Source organism: Streptomyces sp. NPDC089915, from assembly GCF_040684675.1.
Classification (GTDB): Bacteria; Actinomycetota; Actinomycetes; order Streptomycetales; family Streptomycetaceae; genus Streptomyces.
In genome coordinates this window covers 1-1231 of the sequence record NZ_JBFBGN010000392.1, presented here as the reverse complement: position 1 = coordinate 1231, position 1231 = coordinate 1, and the positions used below count along the sequence as shown (strand labels likewise).

Below are 1231 nucleotides of genomic sequence, written 5' to 3'. Positions count from 1 at the left end.
CTTCCGGCTGGGGTACCGCTTCGCCAGACTGTCCAGGTCCTTGACCGGAGCCAGCAGCCGGATGGCGTCGAGGACGGCGGGCCGGCGCGGCACTTCGACGTCGGGACGGTTCGGGACGATCAACGTGTCCGCCGTGTCGGCCAGCTCCAGCCCGCCGACCCCCGTCAGCGTGAAGAACCCGTCCCGCATCGCGGTGCGGGGCTCGGGGGAGCAGAGCCTGAACTCGTAGAGCTCCCGGCCGATCTCAGGCCTGCGCAGCCCGAAGACCTCGGTCGCGCAGCCCAGTTCGAAGGGGTTCGAGTTCTCGTCCACGATCACGACCACCCGATGGACGCCCGCAGGATCCGGTTGCGAGGACTGAGAGGATTCTTTCGCCATATGCGATTTCTAGCACTCACGCGGGCCGGTCCGACAGGCCCAGGATGAGCCCATGACCAACGAACCCGTTTCCCTCGACATGGCCCTGGCCTCCTTCGACGCGCTGTGGAGCCCGCGCATCGTCACCAGCGTCAACGACTACGACGTCCGGATCGCCAAGGTCCGGGGCGAACACCTCTGGCACGCACACGACGACACGGACGAGTTCTTCCTGGTCCTCGAAGGCGAACTCCACATCTCCCTGCGCGAACCCGACGGCGAACGCACGGTCCTGCTGCCCCGGGGTTCGGCCTTCACCGTTCCGGCGGGTACGGAACACAAGCCGTCGGCCCCGTCCGGCGCCTCGATCCTCCTCTTCGAACCGACCGGCACGACGACGGTGGGAGACCGCCACGACGAGATCCCCGACCACGTCGACGCGACCACCGGTCACGCCCTCAACGGGGTCCTCCCGCGCTGAGCCGGCCGATGTCGACGCTGCCCGCGCCGAGTTGCGGCCGGGGGAGCAGCGCCCACAGGGCGGTGAGGAGGGCGAGGGCGGCCAGGAGGGCCACCGCGCCCCTCCGGCCGCGCGCCCAGCGCGCACGGAAGCGGACGGGGTCCTCCACCAGCCGGGTGGAGAGCAGGGCTGCGACGAGCGAGACCGCGAGTACGACGGCGGTGCGGGCCCAGCCCGTCAGGCCCAGTCGGTCCTCGCCCAGCAGCAGGAACACCGGCCAGTGCCACAGGTAGAGGCTGTACGACAGCCGGCCGAGGCCACGCAGCGGCGGCGCCGACAGGGCGCGGGCGAGCGGGCCGCTCGGAGTGCGGGCGAGGCGGGCGATGAGCAGGGCCGCCACCAGGGCGTGCAGGA

At 71.2% G+C, this 1231-nt stretch carries 1 protein-coding gene and 2 pseudogenes; 1 reads left to right on the top strand and 2 read right to left on the bottom strand.

All coding sequences use genetic code 11. The features are described 5' to 3' along the window. Window positions 1-378, bottom strand: a pseudogene (locus tag AB0O29_RS36100) (hypothetical protein); the annotation flags it as partial. Window positions 379-430: 52 nt separating this feature from the next. Here AB0O29_RS36100 and AB0O29_RS36095 point away from each other — a divergent pair. Next, window positions 431-838, top strand: coding sequence for a cupin domain-containing protein (locus AB0O29_RS36095; protein ID WP_365160730.1), 408 nt, complete (start codon window positions 431-433; stop codon window positions 836-838). Here the strand turns inward: AB0O29_RS36095 and AB0O29_RS36090 are convergent. Beyond that, a pseudogene (locus tag AB0O29_RS36090) lies at window positions 816-1231 on the bottom strand (acyltransferase); the annotation flags it as partial. The gene AB0O29_RS36095 and the pseudogene AB0O29_RS36090 sit on opposite strands and share 23 nt — an antisense overlap.

Excerpts from the sequence above, each read along its gene's own strand:
- AB0O29_RS36095 (WP_365160730.1), top strand. The coding sequence starts at position 431 with ATGACCAACGAACCCGTTTCCCTCGACATGGCCCTGGCCTCCTTCGAC.